Raw genomic sequence first — 18,358 nt, forward strand, 5'->3', positions numbered from 1 at the left:
GGCCCGGATGTGTTTCCGGGCGGGGGCGCCGCCGTATTGTCTAGGTGTCTACTGACTCCCGAGGAGCGGCCCCCATGACCATGCCCGTCGTCCATTCGCTGCGCGAGCAGATCCGCGAGCACATCGTGGAGGGCATCGTCAGCGGCCGCTGGAAGCCGGGCGAGCGGATCGTGGAGCGGCGGATCGCGACGGAGCTGGAGGTCTCGCAGACCCCGGTCCGGGAGGCGCTGCGCGAGCTGGAGTCGCTGCGACTGATCGAGTCCGCGCCCAACAAGGGCGTCCGGGTGCGCAATCTGACGGCCGCCGACCTGGAGGAGAGCTACCCCGTACGGGCCGGTCTGGAGCAGATCGCGGCCGAACTCGCGGCGGGCCGGCTGGCGGCGGACTGCTCGGCCCTGGAGCCCCATGTCGCGGCGCTGTACGAGGCTGACGCGGCCTCGGACGGCACGGCGCAGGTGCGCCACACGGTGGCGTTCCACCGGGAGTTGGTGAAGGCGGCCGGGAACGGCGTGCTGCTGCACACCTGGGAGGGCCTGGGCATCGAGGTGTTCACGGCCCTGTCGATCCGCTGGCTGGGCACGGTGCAGAAGTCGTACGCGGAGGAGCACCAGGAGCTCGTGGAGGCCTTCCGCCGCCGGGACCCGAACATCGGCGCGCTGGTGAAGGCGCATGTGCTGGGGTGCGCGCCGAGGGCGTGATCCGGCCACGTACGCCGTGTCGAACCGGTCCAGCGGGTCCACCTCCGGGTGGGCCCGCCGTCGTTTTCCGGGCAGGTCCGCGCGTCCGGCGCAACCCGCTCGTTTGTGCGAGCCGCTCCTCAGACTGTCGATCCCACCTGGGAAAACAAGGCACCGGGTGCCCTTTTTCGCGGCACCCTGTGCCGACTTTGGTGCTCCGGGCATCTTTTTCTCTGCGAAGCTTTGATCGATCATCGATCGGCGGCTTACAGTCTTCGGCGGGCCGTACCCCGGTCCTTCGCCCTGTCCTGCCAGACAAGGCCCCTTTTATCTCCACCCCCACCTGTCCGGAAGGCGGCGATCATGACCGATCCCGTAGGCAAGATTCCGAGCGAGCTCGACCAGCTCCCGGACCGTGACACCGAGGAGACCGCCGAGTGGGCGGCCTCCCTCGACGCCGTCACCAAGGCCGCCGGTCCCCACCGGGCCGCCTACCTGATGCGCCGCACGCTCCAGCACGCCGAGGGCGCGGGCCTCGCCCTGCCCAAGCTCCTGGAGACGGACTACCTCAACACCATCCCCACCTCCGCGGAGCCCGTCGTCGACGGCGACGAGGAGATGGAGCGCAGGATCACCGCCTGGAACCGCTGGAACGCGGCCGCGATGGTCACCCGCGGCGCCAAGCACGGCGTCGGCGGCCACATCGCCACCTTCGCCTCCGCGGCCTGGCTCTACGAGACCGGCTTCAACCACTTCTTCAAGGGCAAGGAGGGTGACGGCTCCGGCGACCAGCTCTACATCCAGGGCCACGCCTCCCCCGGCATCTACGCCCGCGCCTTCCTCGACGGCCGCCTGAACGAGTCGCACCTCGACAACTTCCGCCAGGAGTCCGGCGGCAACGGCCTGCCCTCCTACCCGCACCCGCGCCGTCTGCCCTGGCTGTGGGAGTTCCCCACCGTCTCCATGGGCCTCGGCCCGCTGTCCGCGATCTACCAGGCGCGCTTCAACCGCTACCTGACCAACCGCGGCATCAAGGACGTCTCCGCCTCCCACGTCTGGGCCTTCCTGGGCGACGGCGAGATGGACGAGCCCGAGTCGACGGCGGCCCTCGCGCTCGCCGCCCGCGAGGGTCTGGACAACCTGACCTTCGTCATCAACTGCAACCTGCAGCGCCTCGACGGCCCGGTCCGCGCCAACTTCAAGATCGTGCAGGAGCTGGAGGCCCAGTTCCGCGGCGCCGGCTGGAACGTCGTGAAGACCCTGTGGGGCAACGCCTGGGACGAGCTGTTCGCGCTGGACACCACCGGCGCCCTGGTCCGCCGCCTCCGCGAGGTCCCGGACGCGCAGGTCCAGACGTACCAGACCCGCGACGCCGCCTACATCCGCGAGGACTTCTTCGGCAAGGACCCGGCGCTCGTCGAGATGGCGAAGCTGCTGTCCGACGACAAGATCCTCGAGTGCTTCCACCTCTCGCGCGGTGGCCACGAGCCGCGCAAGGTGTACGCCGCGTACAAGGCCGCCGTGGAGTTCAAGGGCGCGCCGACCGTGATCCTGGCGCAGACCGTCAAGGGCCACACCCTCGGCGAGGGCTTCGCGTCGAAGAACGCGAACCACCAGATGAAGAAGCTGAGCACGGACGAGTTCAAGCAGATGCGTGATCTGCTCGACCTGCCGATCTCGGACGCGCAGTTCGTCGACGGCGTGGTGCCCTACGGCCACCCGGGCGCCGACGCGCCCGAGGTCCGCTACCTCCAGGAGCGCCGCGCGGCCCTCGGCGGCCCGGCCCCGGCCCGCCGCGTCCACCCGGTGGCCCCGCTGCCCGCCCCGGCCGAGAAGGCCTTCGCCGCCTTCGACAAGGGCTCCGGCTCGCAGTCCGTCGCCACGACGATGGCCTTCGTGCGGCTGGTCAAGGACCTGGTCCGCGACAAGGAGACCGGCAAGCGCTGGGTCCCGATCGTCCCGGACGAGGCCCGCACCTTCGGCATGGAGTCCCTCTTCCCCTCGCTCGGCATCTACTCGCCGAAGGGTCAGACGTACGAGCCGGTCGACCGCGACCAGCTGATGTACTACAAGGAGGCCGTCAACGGCCAGATCCTGAACGAGGGCATCACCGAGGCCGGCTCGATGGCCGACTTCATCGCCGCGTCGACCGCGTACTCCACGCACGGCGAGACGATGATCCCGTTCTACATCTTCTACTCGATGTTCGGCTGGCAGCGGACCGCCGACCAGATGTGGCAGCTCGGCGACCAGCTCGGCCGCGGCTTCCTCGTCGGCGCCACCGCCGGCCGCACCACCCTCACCGGTGAGGGCCTCCAGCACGCGGACGGCCACTCCCCGATGATCGCGGCCACCAACCCGGCGGCGCTGACCTACGACCCGGCGTTCGCCTACGAGGTCGCGGCCATCGTCAAGGAGGGCCTGCGCCGCATGTACGGCGAGGCGGCCGAGGGCGAGGACCAGGACGTCTTCTACTACCTCACCGTCTACAACGAGCCGATGCCGCAGCCGGCCAAGCCGGGCCACGCGGGCGTCGACGAGGGCATCGTCAAGGGGCTCTACCGCTTCAACACGGCGGAGTCGGCCGGCCTGACCGTCCCGGCCAACGCCCCGCGGATCCAGCTGCTCGGCTCCGGCACCGCGATCCACTGGGCCCTGGAGGCGCAGAAGCTGCTCGCCGAGGAGTGGGGCGTGGCCGCCGACGTGTGGTCCGCGACCTCGTGGACCGAGCTGCGCCGTGACGCCCTTGAGGCCGACGCGGCCCTGCTGCGCGGCGAGGAGCGCGTGCCGTACGTCCGCCAGGCCCTGGAGGGCGTGGACTCCCCCGTCCTCGCGGTCTCCGACTACATGCGCCAGGTCCCGGACCAGATCGCGCAGTGGGTCGAGCAGGACTGGAGCTCGCTGGGCGCCGACGGCTTCGGCCTCTCGGACACCCGCGAAGCGGCCCGCCGCCACTTCGGCGTCGACGCGCAGTCGATCGTCGTCGCGTCCCTCGCCCAGCTCGCCCGCCGCGGCGAGGTCCAGGCGACGGCCGTGAAGGAGGCGCGGGAGCGCTACGGCCTGTAGGACCTGACAGGCCCCGGCCCGCAGGGCCGGAAAGGCAGGGCCCGTTGTCGGTGGCGGCGCGCATGATGGCCTCATGCGCGCCGCCCGACTCATCAAGATGGTCCTGCTGCTCCAGAACCGCGTCTCCATGACGGCGGCCGAGCTCGCCGCCGAGCTGGAGGTGTCGGAGCGGACCGTCACCCGTGATGCCCTCGCCCTCTCGGAGGCGGGGGTTCCCGTCTATGCGGACCGGGGCCGGACCGGTGGGTACCGGCTGGTCGGCGGGTACCGCACGCGGCTGACCGGACTCGCCCGTGACGAGGCGGAGGCGCTCTTCCTCTCCGGGCTGCCGGGTGCGCTGCGGGACATGGGGCTCCAGGACGCGGCCTCGGCGGCCCGCCTGAAGGTGTCGGCGGCGCTGCTGCCCTCGCTGCGGGACGCGCCGGGGTCGGCGGCCCGCCGGTTCCACCTGGACGCGCCGGGCTGGTACCAGGAGCCGGAGACGCCGGAGTTGCTGCCGGCGGTCGCGGAGGCGGTCTGGGACGACCGGTGGATGTCCGCCCGCTACCGGCGCGGGGACGGCGAGGAGGTGGAGCGCGAGCTCGCACCGTACGGCCTCGTGCTGAAGGCGGGCGTCTGGTACGTGTGCGCCCGCGCGGGCGACTCGTACCGCACGTACCGGGTGGAGCGGTTCACGGCGGTGGCGGTGGGCGAGGAGCGGTTCGAGCGCGACCCGGGTTTCGAGCTGGACGCCTTCTGGGCGGAGCGGGCGGCCGCGTTCGCGCGCTCCCTGCTGCGGTCCGAGGTGGAGCTCCGGCTCACGGAGGCGGGTGCGCGGCGGCTGCCGTACCTGACGGACCGCGCGGCGGCCGAGGAGGCCCTGGCGGCGGGGGTCGCCGAGGACGGCCGCCTCCGGGTGGTCCTGCCCGTGGAGAACGAGGAGGTCGCCTTCGGCCAGCTGCTCGGGCTCGGGCCGGAGGCGGAGGTGGTGGCCCCCGCCTCCCTGCGCGAGCGGTTCGCCGCGGCGGCCCGCGGCATGGCCGGGCTCTACGGGTAGCCGCCCGCCGGCGGGCGGCCGCCGGCGACCGGCCACCGGTGATCGGCCACAGGTGATCCGCTACCGGTAGTCGTCCGCCCGTGTGTCCGGGTCGGCCTCCTTGGCCAGCATGAACCCCCACGCGTCGGGCCTGGACCCGTCGGCGTCGGTGAAGCCGTACTCCCGGGCGAGCTGTCCGCTGTCGAGCGAGCGCCCGTTCCAGCGCGCCCGGCCCGGGTCGGCGGCGAGGGCCGCGACCGCCCGGCCGACGTAGACCGGGGACTCGGAGACGGCGAAGTCGGGAAGCTTCTCGGTCGCGTCGCGCCAGTTCTCCTCGGTGACGCCGAAGTGGGCGAGCATCTGCTCGGAGCGGAGCCAGCCGGGGCTGACGGAGACGGCCGTGCCGGCCGAGTCCGCGAGTTCCCTGGAAAGACCGAAGGCCATCCGGATGGGTGCGTTCTTGGCGAGGTCGTAGAAGAGGTTCTCGCGGTAGTGGTCGCCGTTGTACGCGGTGGTGCCGTCGGTGATCTCGACGACGAGGCCGCCGGGGTGGCGGGTGAGCAGCGGCAGGGCGGCGTGGGAGGTGACGAGGTGCGTCTTCACGCCGAGTTCGAGCATCCGCAGGCCGTCGGTGAGACCGATCTCCCAGGTCTTCTTGCCGAAGGAGCCGCCGATGAGGTGCTCGCCGCCCCAGACGTCGTTGACGAGGACGTCGAGCCGGCCGCGCTCGCGGTCGATGCGCTCGACCAGGGCGCGGACCTGGTCGGGCTCCAGGTGGTCGGTGGGGACGGCGACGCCCTCGCCGCCCGCGGCGGTCACCAGCTCGGCGGTCTCCTCGATGGTCTCGGTCGCCCGGCCGACCTCGCTGATCCGGTCGCGGGTGGTGCGCCCGGTGACGTAGACGGTGGCGCCGGCGGCGCCGAGCTGGACGGCGATGGCGCGTCCGGCGCCCCGGGTGGCGCCGGCGACGAGGATGGTACGGCCGTCGAGCGGCCTCGTTTCCGTGGTCATGGCTTCACGGTGACAGGAAAGTACGACATCTTCTGTCCGGATTGTTTTCGGCTTGCTTTCAGCCGATTCCGGGTGCGTCGCCCGGCGGCACCCACGATGCTGGTGCCGTGATGGACGAGACGGAGTTCTGGGAGATCATCGACTCCACCCGGGAGCGCGCCGAGGGCGACCCGGAGGAGCACGCCGACCTGCTCGTCGAGCGGCTCACCCAGCTCGACCCGGACTCCGTGGTCGACTTCGCCCGCCACTTCGAGGCCCGCTACAACCGCGCGTACAGCTGGGACCTGTGGGGCGCGGCCGCGGTGCTGCTCGACGGGGCGGCGGACGACACCTTCGACTGGTTCCGCTGCTGGCTGATCGGCCAGGGCCGGGAGGTCTTCGAGGGCGCGGTGCACGAGCCGGACGCGCTGGCGGAGCTGCTCGAGGACTTCGACGACGAGATCGACGGGGACGGCGAGGAGCTGGGCTTCGCCGCGGACGAGGCGTACGAGCTGCTGACCGGCGCGGAGACGCCGGACCTGGGGATTCCGCCGCCGGGTGCGGAGCCGCTGGGCACGCCGTTCGACCTGGACGACGACGCCGTGCTCGCGGCCCGCTTCCCGCGGCTGTGGGCCCGGTTCGGTCCCGGGTAGGGGTACGAAGGGACCGGTCCGGGCGGTCCGGGCTGAAGGGGTGGCTCAGAAGTGGGTGCCGCCGTCGATGCGGACCTCGGTGCCGGTGATGAACTTCCCGTCCTCGGAGGCGAGCATCGCGACGACGCCGGCGACGGTCTCGGGGCCCGCGAAGCCCTGGCCGAGCGCGGGGGCGAGCTTGGCGAAGAGGGACCAGTCGGTGTCCTCGGGCAGGCCGGGGCCCTGGGACTGCTTGCTGGCGCCGGAGCCGTCGGTCATGCCCGAGGAGATGGAGCCGGGCTGGACGGCGGTGAAGCGGATGCCCTGCTTGGCGTACTCGGCGGCGAGCGCGTGGGTCATCGACTGGACGCCGCCCTTGCTGGCCGCGTAGGCCGCCATGTAGGGGTGGGCGAACATCGCCGAGGTGGAGGAGAAGTTGACGACGGCGGCGTCGTTGCCCTCCAGGAGCGCCGGTACGGCCTCGCGGATCACGAGGAAGGTGCCGGTGAGGTTGATCCGGATCACCTGCTCGAAGGCGTCGAGGCCGGTCTCGTGGGTGTGCGAGGAGCGGAGGATGCCGGCCGCGTTGACCAGGACGTCCAGGCCGCCGAGCGCGGTGACGGCGGCGGCGACACCCTCGCGTACGGAGCTCTCGTCGGCGATGTCCACGACGATCGTGGTGAGGCGGGCGGCCGAATCGCCGGCCTTGGCGGCGGTGTCCTTGAGGCCGTCCTCGCTGATGTCGGCGGCGACGACCGTGCCGCCCTCGGCCAGCAGGCGCAGCACGGTGGCCTGGCCGATGCCGGAGCCGCCGCCGGTGACGAGTGCGCGGCGTCCCTCGTAACGGGTCAGCTGGTTCATTGACGACAACCTCTCGATCTCGGGCTTCCGGAGCATCCGGGGGTGATGCGTTCCGGGGAATGCCGACCACCGTACGTCCAAGTGGCATGTTTTGCCATAGCTGCACGAAGTGCCGACATGGCAGTCGCGGGCGTACGCTGGGTCGCGTGAGCACCAAGCCCCTCTCCCTGACGGAGCGCCGCAAGGCCGCCACCCAGCTCGACATCGCCCGCGCGGCGGCCGAGCTGTTCACCGAGCGCGGCCCCGACGACACCACGGCCGAGGACATCGCCCAGCGGGCCGGGGTCGCGCTGCGCACCTTCTACCGCTACTTCCGCTCCAAGCAGGACGCCGTCGCGCCGCTCCTGGCGGTCGGCGCCGACCGCTGGCGCGCCGAGCTCGCGGCGACCGAGCCCGGTACGTCGCTGCCCGCCGCCCTGGAGCGCTCCATCGCCGGCTCCCTCGCGGCCGAGGGCCCGGAGGCCGAGGAGGGCCTGCGCTGGACCCGCGGCCTGCTCCGCGCGGCCGAACGCGACCCGGCGCTGCGGGCCGTCTGGTACCGGGTCAACCACGAGTCCGAGGAACGACTGCGCGCCGTCCTCACCGCCCTGGCACCTCCCGGCACGGACCCGCTGGAACTCCGCCTCACGGCGGCCGCGGCCACCGCCGCGATCCGCGTCGCCCTGGAGACCTGGTCGCCGACGGACGCCCCGCTCCGCGGCGAGGGCGCGCCGGCGGAGCTCGCGGTGCGGTGCCTGCGCGAACTGACGGGCGGCGGCACGCGCCGGCCGGCCGGGGAGGAGTGAGGCCCTAGTCCAGGCTGCGGCCCATGAGGACGTCGTCCACGTACGTGCCGTCCAGCAGGAACTCGTCGGGGAGGACGCCCTCGACCCGGAAGCCCTCGGTCTCGTACAGCGTGCGGGCCGGCGTGTTGTGGCCGAGGACGCGGAGCGTGAGGCGGGTGGCGCCCTGGGCGCGGGCCCGCGCCGCCGCGGCGCGCAGCAGGGCGCGGGCCACGCCGCGGCCACGGGCGGAACCGGCCACCGCGAGGCCCTGGATCTGACGGACGTGGGCGTTGGCGGCGAGCGGGGTCGGCGGGGCGAGCCGGACGTAGCCGAGGACGGCCGGAGCGGCGGACTCCGTGACGTCCGAGCCGTCAGCGGCCTCCGCGGGCTCGGTGGCCGGGGAGGCCTGCGCGGGTGCGGGGACTTCCGCCGCCTCCGCGACCAGGTAGTGCTCCGGCAGATGCCGTTCGTCGAAGAAGGGCCGTCCCGGCTCCGGGGCGGGCAGCACCGCGTGGAGAGGCGACCAGGTGGTGCGGTCGAGCTCGGCGAGCGCGGTCTCGTCGGAGGCCACGGCCTCGCGTATCCGAATCTCCGGCACGATCATGCGGGCCACTGTGTCACAGCGGGGCGGCGGAGGGCAGGATGGCGGCATGCAGCCCTCCTCGCAGCACCCGTCCCGCAAGCGCGTCGCCGTCACCGGCGCGTCCGGACTCATCGGCTCCGCCCTCGTGCGCTCCCTGCGCGCCGACGGCCACGAGGTCCTCCGGCTCGTCCGGCGGCCGGCCGCCACGGCCGACGAGGTCGAGTGGGACCCGGCCGGACTGTACGTGGACGCCGCGGGGCTCGTCGGGGTCGACGCCGTCGTCCACCTGGCGGGCGCGGGCGTCGGCGAGCGGCGCTGGAGCGAGGCGTACAAGAAGGAGATCCGCGACAGCCGGGTCCTCGGCACCCGGGCCGTCGCCGAGGCGCTCGCCTCGCTCGCCGACCCGCCCGAGGCGCTGGTCTGCGGCACGGCACTCGGCTACTACGGCGACACCGGCAGCCGCGCGGTGGACGAGAGCGCGCCGGCGGGCGAGGGCTTCCTGCCGTCCGTGTGCGTGGACTGGGAGGCCGCCGCGGCGCCCGCCGAGGCCGCCGGCATCCGCGTGACGTACGCCCGCACCGGCCTGGTGGTGGCCCGCGAGGGCGGCGCCTGGGGGCGGCTCTTCCCGCTGTTCCGGGCCGGGCTCGGCGGGCGGATGGGCGACGGCCGCCAGTACTGGAGCTTCATCTCGCTGCACGACGAGGTCGCCGCGCTCCGCCACATGATGGACACGCCGTCCCTGTCGGGACCGGTGAACCTGACCGCGCCCGAGCCGGTCACCAACCGCGAGGTGACGGTCTCGATGGGACGGGTGCTGCGGCGCCCGGCCTTCTTCCACGTGCCCGCGCCGGCGCTGCGGGTGGCGCTCGGCGAGTTCGCGCGGGACGTGCTCGGAAGTCAGCGGGTGCTGCCGGGGCGGCTGTTGGAGACCGGTTTCGACTTCGCCTTCCCGACCATCGACGACGCCGTGCGGGCCGCCGCGCGCTGACGCGCCGCCACCGCCCGTACAGCCCCCGCTCCTTCGGAATCCACCGTCCGCTCTCCGAGACGTGCTCCCCCGTGCTCCGCGCTCCCCGTCGCGCGCTGCTCCCCGCCGTGGGAGCGCTGCCTAGTCTCGTTGCGAACTAGGGCATTCCGGAGGCCGGTTGGGGGCATAGGCCTCCCACAAGCCGCGCCGACCTGGGGAGGGGCACGTGCTCAACAACGCGGACGTCGTCGTCGTAGGGGCCGGAATCGCGGGTCTCGCGACGGCTCATCAGCTGACCGAGGCAGGTCTCTCGGTCACGGTCCTGGAGGCCGAGCAGCAGGTCGGCGGGCGGATGGCGACGGAAACCGTCGACGGCTTCCGGCTCGACCGCGTCGGGCCGCTGTTCACGACGCCGGAGGTCGCCGGCGTCCGGCTGCGCCCTCTTGCGCCCGGTGTGCTGGTGCACAGCGACGGGCGGTACGCACGGTGGGGCGCGCCGCACACGCCGTGGAGCACCACCCGCCGGCCGTCACCGCACGCCTCCTGGGGCCCGGCGGGTGCCGGGGGCGCGGGGGGCGCAGGGGGCGTACGGGTTGCCGGAGGCGCCTGGGGCCCGGTCCCGGCCGCCCGGGGCGTGGAGGCGGCACGCGGGATGGCGCGGGCCCTCGCCGGCGCCCCGCGCAACCCGGCCGTCTCGCTCGACCAGGCGCGGCTCGGCGCCTCGCTGGTACGGCTGGCGACGACGCCCGCCCAGCGGCTGCTGACCCGGACCGAGCGCACCGCGCGCGAGGCCCTGCTGGCCCGGCTGCCCTCCCGTACGGTCCAGGGCGTGCTGCGGCCGCTGCTCGCCGCGCTGCTCGGCGACCCCGGTCTGACGACTTCGAGCCGGCGCGCCGACCTCGCGCTGCGGTCCTTCGCGCGGGGCCGGCTCGGCGTGCCGGAGGGCGGTTCGGGCGCGCTGGCGGAGCGGCTCGCGGCGGCGTTGCCGCCGGGCTCGGTCCGTACCGGCGTACGGGTCACGGAGGCGTCGATCTCGCGGGTGACGACGGCGGAGCACGGGGTGTTCGGCTGTCGCTCGGTGGTCCTGGCGACGGGCGGCCGGACGGCGGCGGAGCTGCTGCCGGGCCTGCGGGTGCCCGAGTACGTCGGGGCGACGGTGCTGCACCACACGGCGCCGGCCGCGCCGGGCGGCGACCCGGTGCTGCTCCTGGAGTCCGACGCGGGCGGCCCGGTGGCGCACACGGCGGTGATGAGCGCGGTCGACCCGACGCGGGCGCCGGACGGCCGGGTCCTGGTCACCTCGACGGTGCTCGGTGCGCCGCCGGACGACACCGAGCGGCGGGTCCGCAAGCACCTGGCGACGCTGTACGGCGTGTCCACGGACGACTGGGAGCTGCTCGGCCTGCACCACACGCCGTGCGCCTTCCCGTTGATGCGGCCGCCGTTCGACCCCGAGCGACCGGTCCGGGTGCTGGCCGGTCTCTACGTGTGCGGCGACCACCGCGCCACCGGCACCCCGGTCGGCGCCCTGTCCTCGGCCCGCCGCGCCGCCGTCGCCCTCCTGACCGACCTGGGCGTCCGCCCGACGGCACCGGAGCCGGGCGAACGGCGGGCGGCGTAGGGATCCGGCGCCCGGTGGGTCAGCCCAGGGTCGACACGCGGTCGCGGTAGGTGCGGGCGGCGGGGGCGTCCCGGTAGGGCTCCAGGCGGCGCTCGAAGTCGCGGACGTACTCCACCGCGCGCGCCGAGCGCATCTCGGAGGCCTGCTGGGCCGCCTCGGCGCCCAGCGCGCAGGCCTGGTCGAGCTCGCCGAGGGCGAGCCGGGCGGAGGCGAGCACGACCCGGCAGAACAGCCTGCTGCGGGCGAAGCCGGGCGCGCGCAGCTGGAGGGCGCGCTCGGCGTGCTGGGCGGCGGCCCGGTACTGCTGGAGGTCGCGGTGGCAGTGCCCGAACTCGTCGGCGAGCTGGGCCTCGTCGAAGGACCTGGCCCAGTACGGCACCTCGTCGCCGGGCCTGGCCGCCTCCAGGGCGCGCTCGGCGCGGGCCAGTGAGGCGCCGCAGGCCCGGGAGTCGCCGAGCACGCCGTGCCCGCGCGCCTCGACCGAGTGGAGCAGGGCCTGGACGACGGGCGGGGCGGCGGAGCCGACGCCCTGCTGGGCGACCCGGGCGAGCTGGACGGCCTCGCGGCCGTGGCCGAGGTAGACGGCCTGGTGGCTCATGGTGACGAGGACGTACGAACCGTAGGCCCGGTCCCCGGCCGCCTGGGCGAGCCGCAGCGCCTGGACGAAGTACCGCTGGGCCAGGCCGTGCGCGGCGATGTCGTACGAGGTCCAGCCCGCGAGCCGGGTGAGGTCGGCGGCGGCGCCGAACAGCCGGCGCCCGACGCTCTCGCCGTAGGTGCCGCGCAGCATCGGCTCGGCCTCGTGTTCCAGGTAGCGGACGAGGGCCTGGCGGGCGTGGCCGCCGCCGTAGGCGTGGTCGAGGGTGCGGAAGAGCTCGCCGACGGAGCGCAGGGCGGCGATGTCGCCGCTGGAGACCCGCTGGCCGGGGCCGCGGTCGGTGCCGCGCTGGCGGGGCACCGAGAACCGGCCCTGGACGGGCACGCGCGGGTCGGCGCCCGGCGTCCTCGTACCGGCGCCCAGGCCCGCGCCGATCCCCGCGCCGGCGCCCGGGTGCGCGCCGCCGCCCGCCGGCTCGCCGCGCGCGACGCGCTCGTCGGCCCGGCCGATGAGCCAGTCGCGGCTGGGGACGACGAGGCCGGCGGGAGTGAAGGCGATCTTCCGCAGCTCGGCGTGGCTGCCGGAGTCCTTGCGCCACAGTCCGCTGACGATGTCGACGGCCTCCTCGGGCGTCGCCGCGAACTCCAGGCCCGCGTAGACCGGCGCGCAGGCGTCGAGACCCAGGTCCTGCGCGGAGAGCCGGCGGCCGAGGCGGCGGGTGAAGACCTCGGCGATCAGGGCCGGGGTGGTGCCGCGCGGCTGCTGCCCGCGCAGCCAGCGGGTCACCGAGGTCTTGTCGTACCGCAGGTCGAGGCCGTGCTCGAGGCCGAGCTGGTCCACCCGTCTGGCGAGACCCGCGTTGGAGAAACCTGCTTCGGCGATGAGCGCGGCGAGCTGGCGGTTCGGGATGCGCTGCGGGGGTCGTTCCGTCATCAGCTGTGCGGTCTCCTGCCTTCCGGGCCCGGGTGGCAGCCCGTACGGACCCTCATGGCCCTCATGGAACGGCGTGAATTTAGCGGCAGTCGCCGCCCTTACCGCCACCTTCGCCCCACATTCATCCGATCGTGTGAGGAACGGGATCAAGGGTTGTCGCAGGCCGGTGACCAGGAGCATGGGAGCCGTCCCCGGCCCCGGACGGCCCGGCCGCCCGCGCATCCGCCCGCGGTCCCGTCGTACACCTGCCCGAGGGGCATGCCGCGCGCCGCCGTACAGTGGCATGGGCGCGAAAGACGCATGGTGCCGCGCCGGCTCCCGCCCCGGGACGATCCCCGGAACCCGGCTCGCGGCACCCAGGAGGAGGCATTGCCGTGAGTGAGCTGCGATTCGTCCGTCTGGGCTTCGGCGACGACGCCGTCGACTACCAGGTGGCGTGGGACAAGCAGCGCGAGGTGCACGCCGCCCGGTTCGCCGACGAGACCGAGGACACCTGCCTGCTCCTGGAGCACCCGCCCGTGTACACCGCGGGCCGGCGCACCGCGGACAGCGAGCGGCCCCTGGACGGGACGCCGGTCGTGGACGTGGACCGCGGCGGCAAGATCACCTGGCACGGTCCCGGCCAGCTCGTCGGCTACCCGATCATGAAGCTGCCCCGCCCGGTCGACGTGGTCGCCCACGTCCGCCGCCTGGAGGAGGCGCTGATCCGCACCGCCGCCGAGTTCGGCCTGGAGACCACCCGGATCGAGGGCCGCAGCGGCGTCTGGGTCCTCGGCGACCCGGTCGAGGAGCGTCCGGCGCTCGGCGGGCTCTCGCTCGACTTCGACCCGCGGCTGACCGACGAGGAGTTCGACCCGCGCCTGAACGGCCCGGAGTACGCCCCGTCCAACGCCGGCCAGCGCCGCGAGGACCGCAAGCTCGCCGCCATCGGCATCCGGGTCGCCAAGGGCGTCACCATGCACGGCTTCGCCCTCAACGTGAACCCGGACAACACCTGGTTCGACAAGATCATCCCGTGTGGCATCCGCGACGCCGGCGTGGCCTCGCTGGCCGCCGAGCTCGGCCGGGACATCACGATCGAGGACGTGCTCCCGGTCGTCGAGAAGCACCTGAAGGACGTGCTCGAGAACGCGGACCTGAAGCCGCGGCTCGTCGAGCGCGAAGCCGCGGGCGAGAGCGCGGGCGAAGGCGCGCGCGAGACGGAGCGGGCCTCGGCCTGAGGAATGCCCACCCCTGGCCACGGGTTGGCCATCGGTGAAGGCATGGGAAGCAACGGGCGTACCCTGGTGTGCGCCGAAGAATCGAAGCTACAGGAGCCGATGTGTCCGCAGTCGCACCCGACGGACGCAAGATGCTGCGCCTTGAGGTCCGGAACAGCCAGACCCCCATCGAGCGCAAGCCCGAGTGGATCAAGACCCGGGCGAAGATGGGGCCCGAGTACAACAAGCTGCAGAGCCTGGTGAAGAGCGAGGGCCTGCACACGGTCTGCCAGGAGGCGGGCTGCCCCAACATCTTCGAGTGCTGGGAGGACCGCGAGGCGACCTTCCTCATCGGCGGTGACCAGTGCACCCGGCGCTGTGACTTCTGCCAGATCGACACGGGCAAGCCCGAGGCCCTCGACCGTGACGAGCCGCGCCGCGTCGGCGAGTCCGTCGTCACGATGGACCTGAACTACGCCACCATCACCGGCGTCGCGCGCGACGACCTGGCGGACGGCGGCGCCTGGCTGTACGCGGAGACGGTGCGCCAGATCCACCAGCAGACCGCGGAGCGCGCCGCCGGCCGCACCAAGGTCGAGCTGCTCGCCCCCGACTTCAACGCGGTGCCGGAGCTCCTGGAGGAGGTCTTCGCCTCCCGCCCCGAGGTCTTCGCGCACAACGTCGAGACGGTGCCGCGGATCTTCAAGCGCATCCGCCCGGGCTTCCGCTACGAGCGCTCCCTCGAGGTCATCACCAAGGCCCGGGACTACGGTCTGGTCACGAAGTCGAACCTGATCCTCGGCATGGGCGAGACCCGCGAGGAGATCAGCGAGGCGCTGCGGCACCTGCACGACGCGGGCTGCGAGCTCATCACCATCACCCAGTACCTGCGTCCGTCCGTCCGGCACCACCCCGTGGAGCGCTGGGTGAAGCCGCAGGAGTTCGTGGAGCTGAAGGAGGAGGCCGACGAGATCGGCTTCTCCGGCGTGATGTCGGGCCCGCTGGTCCGTTCGTCCTACCGCGCCGGCCGGCTGTACCAGCAGGCCATCGAGCGGCGCGGGGCCGTCGACAACGCCAGCCAGGCCGTCTGACCTCCGCCCGACGCATGCTGATGCGGTCGTCCGTACGTCGTACGGACGACCGCATCAGCGTTTCATCAGTGTTTGACCCCCGGGTCACGCCCTGGTAACACCAGTCTGTGAGGCTCTACTCACTCACCGCCACCGAGCGTTCACGGAGGCTCCCGCCCATGCAGGCCGCGCACATCCGAGCCAGCGCCCTCCCGTCCGTCACCGACGCCCTGCGCGCCGTCGAGTCCGTGCTGCTCGCCCGCGGGCAGCGCACCGCCCGGCGCAACGCCTGGACGTCCGTCCTGGAGGACCGACGCCGTGCCAGGGACCGGGTCGAGGCCCAGCACGTCCTGGAGGCGGTGGCGGGTCGGGCTTCCCTGGGCACGTAAACTTCAGGACATGGCGAGGAAGGCAAACACGGGCGGCGCTGACGCCGCGAACCCCGGGCGACTGAAGCAGATCGCCCTCACGTACAAGATGACCCGGAAGGCCGACCCGAAGGTCGGTCTCGTCGTCGCGGGCGTGGGCATCGTCGTACTCGGTGTCCTCCTCGCGATCGGCTTCCTGATCGGTCACCCGGTCTACCTGGGCATTCTCGGCTTCGTCCTGGCGTTCCTGGCGATGGCCATCGTCTTCGGCCGACGCGCCGAGAAGGCGGCCTTCGGGCAGATGGAGGGCCAGCCGGGCGCCGCCGCGGCGGTGCTGCAGAACATCGGGCGCGGCTGGACGGTGACGCCCGCGGTGGCGATGAACCGCAACCAGGACGTCGTGCACCGCGCGGTCGGCCGCCAGGGCATCGTCCTGGTCGCCGAGGGCAACCCGAACCGGGTGAAGACGCTGCTCGCGGCCGAGAAGAAGAAGATGGCCCGGATCGCGGTGGACGTCCCGGTGACGGACATCGTCGTCGGCAACGACGAGGACGCCGGCCAGGTGCCGCTGAAGAAGGTCCGCACCAAGATGCTGAAGCTGCCGCGGCTGCTGTCCGGCCCGCAGGTGACGGCCGCCAACGACCGGCTGCGGGCGATGGGCGACCTGATGAGCAACATGCCGCTGCCGAAGGGCCCGATGCCGAAGGGCATGCGGATGCCCAGGGGCGGGAAGATGCGCTGAGCGCACACCTGATCCGTACGAACGACGAGCGCCCCGGACCGCGACAGGTCCGGGGCGCTCGTCGTTGTCTTTCGTCGCCGTGCGGCGGCTGTCAGTCCTGATCCGCCGGACAGGCTAGATCCGGACCTGGACGGCGCCGGAGAAGCGGTCGTGGAGGCCGCGGCCGTCGCGGTCCCAGATGAGGGCCGGGACGGCCAGGCAGACCAGCAGGGAGCGCAGGACGGCGCGCAGCGGGCCGAGGCGGCCGCCCTTCACGGAGACGACGCGCAGGCGGAGGAGCAGCTTGCCGGGCGTCGCGCCGACGGAGCCGACGGTCAGCGCGCTGGTGACGAAGAGGATGAGCAGCGCCCAGTTGCCGGTGGCCTGCTGATAGCCGTCGGTGATGAGGCCGTATGCGATCAGCATGCAGAGGGCCCAGTCGACCGCGAGGGCGCCGAGGCGGCGGCCGGGCCGGGCGATGGAGCCGGGGCCCTCCTCGGGCAGGCCGAGCTGCTGCCCGCGGTAACCGAAGTCCACGCCCGCTTCTTCGGCCGCGGCGCGCGGGCCGGAGAGCCATGATCCGAGTGCTTGCCTGTTGTCCACCGGACCACGGTACTGCGCCCGTTTTCGATCACTTCGGCCTGGGTGCGGGAACGGCGCGCGGCCGCCGCCGGGTGCGCCGCCGCGGCCGCGGGGCACGGCCGGGCCGGTTAACTTCCACGAAACAAATGGGTCATGCTTGAGAAATCCCGGCTGCCTATGGTCGGGTCCAGCGTGTAGGCCACCGCACTGGCCCTACGACCGAGCTGCAACCCCGCCCCTCCCCGGGCCGGGAGTAGGAGGAGTTGGATGTTCCAGAACGCCGACGAGGCCAAGAAGTTCATTCAGGACAATGACGTCAAGATGGTCGACGTCCGGTTCTGCGACCTTCCGGGCGTGATGCAGCACTTCACGATCCCGGCGACGGCGTTCGACCCGTCCGAGGAGCTGGCCTTCGACGGCTCGTCGATCCGCGGCTTCCAGGCCATCCACGAGTCGGACATGGCCCTGCGCGCCGACCTGTCGACGGCCCGCCTGGACCCGTTCCGCCGCGACAAGACGCTGAACATCAACTTCTTCATCCACGACCCGATCACGGGCGAGCAGTACAGCCGTGACCCGCGCAACATCGCGAAGAAGGCGGAGGCGTACCTGGCCTCCACCGGCATCGCCGACACCGCGTTCTTCGGTCCCGAGGCCGAGTTCTACGTGTTCGACTCGGTCCGCTTCCAGACCTCCGCGAACGAGGGCTTCTACCACATCGACTCCGAGGCCGGCGCCTGGAACACCGGTGCGGTCGAGGACAACCGCGGCTACAAGGTCCGCTACAAGGGCGGCTACTTCCCGGCCCCGCCGGTCGACCACTTCGCCGACCTGCGCGCGGAGATCTCCCTGGAGCTGGAGAACGTCGGCCTCAAGGTCGAGCGCCAGCACCACGAGGTCGGCACCGCCGGCCAGGCCGAGATCAACTACAAGTTCAACACGCTGCTCGCCGCGGCCGACGACCTGATGCTCTTCAAGTACATCGTGAAGAACGTCGCCTGGCGCAACGGCAAGACCGCGACCTTCATGCCGAAGCCGATCTTCGGCGACAACGGCTCGGGCATGCACGTCCACCAGTCGCTGTGGCAGGGCGGCGAGCCGCTCTTCTACGACGAGCAGGGCTACGCCGGCCTGTCGGACACCGCCCGCTACTACATCGGCGGCATCCTGAAGCACGCCCCGTCGCTGCTGGCCTTCACCAACCCGACGGTGAACTCCTACCACCGTCTGGTCCCGGGCTTCGAGGCCCCGGTCAACCTGGTCTACTCGCAGCGCAACCGCTCCGCCGCGATGCGCATCCCGATCACGGGATCGAACCCGAAGGCCAAGCGCGTCGAGTTCCGCGCGCCGGACCCGTCCTCGAACCCGTACCTCGCCTTCTCCGCCCTCCTCCTCGCGGGCCTCGACGGCATCAAGAACAAGATCGAGCCGGCCGAGCCGATCGACAAGGACCTCTACGAGCTGGCCCCGGAGGAGCACGCCGGCGTCGCCCAGGTCCCGACCTCCCTCCCGGCGGTCCTCGACGCCCTCGAGGAGGACAACGAGTACCTGCAGGCCGGCGGTGTCTTCACCTCCGACCTGATCGAGACCTGGATCGACTACAAGCGCACCCAGGAGATCGCCCCGATCCAGCTGCGCCCGCACCCGCACGAGTTCGAGCTCTACTTCGACCTCTAAGCCGCGGGACCGCTGTCCTGACACCGCCGGCCGT

At 72.8% G+C, this 18,358-nt stretch carries 17 protein-coding genes; 12 read left to right on the forward strand and 5 right to left on the reverse strand.

Annotated features, from left to right (window positions below):
* The first annotated feature begins 74 nt into the window (after positions 1–74).
* The 3 genes from ACFVGS_RS35785 to ACFVGS_RS35795 all read left to right on the forward strand — a co-directional run bounded on the left by ACFVGS_RS35785 (position 75) and on the right by ACFVGS_RS35795 (position 4,779).
* Positions 75–698, forward strand: a complete 624-nt coding sequence (locus tag ACFVGS_RS35785) for a GntR family transcriptional regulator (protein ID WP_384423595.1) — start codon at positions 75–77, stop codon at positions 696–698.
* A 342-nt stretch (positions 699–1,040) separates the two neighbouring features.
* A complete protein-coding gene (gene aceE / locus ACFVGS_RS35790) occupies positions 1,041–3,743 on the forward strand; it encodes a pyruvate dehydrogenase (acetyl-transferring), homodimeric type (protein WP_385696516.1) in 2,703 nt (900 codons plus the stop codon).
* Between the two features lie 73 nt (positions 3,744–3,816).
* Positions 3,817–4,779: a helix-turn-helix transcriptional regulator gene (locus ACFVGS_RS35795; protein ID WP_385696519.1), complete on the forward strand. Its 963-nt coding sequence runs from the start codon at positions 3,817–3,819 to the stop codon at positions 4,777–4,779.
* A 60-nt stretch (positions 4,780–4,839) separates the two neighbouring features.
* Here the strand turns inward: ACFVGS_RS35795 and ACFVGS_RS35800 are convergent, their stop codons facing one another.
* A complete protein-coding gene (locus ACFVGS_RS35800; protein ID WP_384423292.1) occupies positions 4,840–5,769 on the reverse strand; it encodes an SDR family oxidoreductase in 930 nt (309 codons plus the stop codon).
* A 110-nt stretch (positions 5,770–5,879) separates the two neighbouring features.
* Between ACFVGS_RS35800 and ACFVGS_RS35805 the strand changes: the two genes are divergently transcribed.
* The gene (locus tag ACFVGS_RS35805; protein ID WP_384423293.1) at positions 5,880–6,401 is read left to right on the forward strand and encodes a DUF4240 domain-containing protein; all 522 of its coding nucleotides are present in this window, start codon (positions 5,880–5,882) and stop codon (positions 6,399–6,401) included.
* Positions 6,402–6,446: 45 nt separating this feature from the next.
* On the opposite strand, the gene ACFVGS_RS35810 is transcribed toward ACFVGS_RS35805, so the two are convergent.
* Entirely contained in the window at positions 6,447–7,241 is a 795-nt protein-coding gene (locus tag ACFVGS_RS35810; RefSeq protein WP_384423290.1) for an SDR family NAD(P)-dependent oxidoreductase, read from the reverse strand.
* A 146-nt stretch (positions 7,242–7,387) separates the two neighbouring features.
* Between ACFVGS_RS35810 and ACFVGS_RS35815 the strand changes: the two genes are divergently transcribed.
* Complete coding sequence (locus tag ACFVGS_RS35815) at positions 7,388–8,026, forward strand: TetR/AcrR family transcriptional regulator (RefSeq protein WP_384423288.1); 639 nt, start codon at positions 7,388–7,390, stop codon at positions 8,024–8,026.
* A gap of 4 nt (positions 8,027–8,030) precedes the next feature.
* On the opposite strand, the gene ACFVGS_RS35820 is transcribed toward ACFVGS_RS35815, so the two are convergent.
* Positions 8,031–8,609, reverse strand: a complete 579-nt coding sequence (locus tag ACFVGS_RS35820; protein WP_385696523.1) for a GNAT family N-acetyltransferase — start codon at positions 8,607–8,609, stop codon at positions 8,031–8,033.
* A 46-nt stretch (positions 8,610–8,655) separates the two neighbouring features.
* Here ACFVGS_RS35820 and ACFVGS_RS35825 point away from each other — a divergent pair, with 46 nt between their 5' ends.
* Both ACFVGS_RS35825 and ACFVGS_RS35830 read left to right on the forward strand, forming a co-directional pair.
* Positions 8,656–9,576, forward strand: coding sequence for a TIGR01777 family oxidoreductase (locus tag ACFVGS_RS35825; protein WP_385696526.1), 921 nt, complete (start codon positions 8,656–8,658; stop codon positions 9,574–9,576).
* 205 nt (positions 9,577–9,781) lie between these two features.
* A complete protein-coding gene (locus ACFVGS_RS35830) occupies positions 9,782–11,176 on the forward strand; it encodes an FAD-dependent oxidoreductase (RefSeq protein ID WP_385696528.1) in 1,395 nt (464 codons plus the stop codon).
* 19 nt (positions 11,177–11,195) lie between these two features.
* On the opposite strand, the gene ACFVGS_RS35835 is transcribed toward ACFVGS_RS35830, so the two are convergent.
* Entirely contained in the window at positions 11,196–12,707 is a 1,512-nt protein-coding gene (locus ACFVGS_RS35835) for a regulator (RefSeq protein WP_384423280.1), read from the reverse strand.
* A 374-nt stretch (positions 12,708–13,081) separates the two neighbouring features.
* Here ACFVGS_RS35835 and lipB point away from each other — a divergent pair, with 374 nt between their 5' ends.
* From lipB to ACFVGS_RS35855, 4 genes are all read left to right on the forward strand, one after another.
* Positions 13,082–13,927, forward strand: coding sequence for a lipoyl(octanoyl) transferase LipB (gene lipB / locus ACFVGS_RS35840; protein ID WP_384423278.1), 846 nt, complete (start codon positions 13,082–13,084; stop codon positions 13,925–13,927).
* A 101-nt stretch (positions 13,928–14,028) separates the two neighbouring features.
* On the forward strand, positions 14,029–14,997 hold the full coding sequence (gene lipA / locus ACFVGS_RS35845; protein WP_385696532.1) for a lipoyl synthase: 969 nt from the start codon (positions 14,029–14,031) through the stop codon (positions 14,995–14,997).
* Positions 14,998–15,155: 158 nt separating this feature from the next.
* Positions 15,156–15,365, forward strand: a complete 210-nt coding sequence (locus ACFVGS_RS35850) for a hypothetical protein (RefSeq protein ID WP_384423275.1) — start codon at positions 15,156–15,158, stop codon at positions 15,363–15,365.
* A gap of 10 nt (positions 15,366–15,375) precedes the next feature.
* Positions 15,376–16,086, forward strand: a complete 711-nt coding sequence (locus ACFVGS_RS35855) for a DUF4191 domain-containing protein (RefSeq protein WP_384423274.1) — start codon at positions 15,376–15,378, stop codon at positions 16,084–16,086.
* A 114-nt stretch (positions 16,087–16,200) separates the two neighbouring features.
* On the opposite strand, the gene ACFVGS_RS35860 is transcribed toward ACFVGS_RS35855, so the two are convergent.
* Complete coding sequence (locus ACFVGS_RS35860; RefSeq protein WP_384423361.1) at positions 16,201–16,668, reverse strand: RDD family protein; 468 nt, start codon at positions 16,666–16,668, stop codon at positions 16,201–16,203.
* A 246-nt stretch (positions 16,669–16,914) separates the two neighbouring features.
* Between ACFVGS_RS35860 and glnA the strand changes: the two genes are divergently transcribed.
* Positions 16,915–18,324 (forward strand): type I glutamate--ammonia ligase, encoded by a 1,410-nt coding sequence (gene glnA / locus ACFVGS_RS35865; protein WP_384423362.1) that lies wholly within the window; start codon positions 16,915–16,917, stop codon positions 18,322–18,324.
* Positions 18,325–18,358 lie beyond the last annotated feature (34 nt).

It is taken from the genome of Streptomyces sp. NPDC127114, from assembly GCF_042677525.1.
Lineage (GTDB): Bacteria > Actinomycetota > Actinomycetes > Streptomycetales > Streptomycetaceae > Streptomyces.